Annotated in this window: 1 protein-coding gene; it reads right to left on the reverse strand. The window is 70.1% G+C overall.

Going from position 1 to position 324, the window contains the following annotated elements; translation table 11 throughout:
* Positions 1-324: methyl-accepting chemotaxis protein (locus tag C7I85_RS30345; protein WP_245445177.1), on the reverse strand; the 324-nt coding region annotated here is incomplete at both ends.

Raw genomic sequence — 324 nt, forward strand, 5'->3', positions numbered from 1 at the left:
TCTGGCGCGCCAGCGCGTCGGTCTCCTGCGCCAGCGAATGGCTCGCCGCCGTCGATTCCTCGACCATCGCCGCGTTCTGCTGCGTCACCTGGTCCATCTGGTTGACCGCGGTGTTGACCTGGTCGAGGCCGGTCGACTGCTCGTGCGCGCTCGCCGCGATGTTGGTCACCACCGCGTTGATCTCGGCGACCTGGGTCACGATGCGCTCCAGCGCCTGGCCGGTGGCGGCGACCAGCTTGACGCCCTCGCCGACCTGGGTGGTCGAGGCCGAGATCAGGTTCTTGATCTCGCGCGCCGCTTCCGCCGAGCGCTGCGCCAAGGCGC

Source organism: Pseudaminobacter soli (ex Li et al. 2025), from assembly GCF_003012705.1.
Classification (GTDB): Bacteria; Pseudomonadota; Alphaproteobacteria; order Rhizobiales; family Rhizobiaceae; genus Pseudaminobacter; species Pseudaminobacter soli.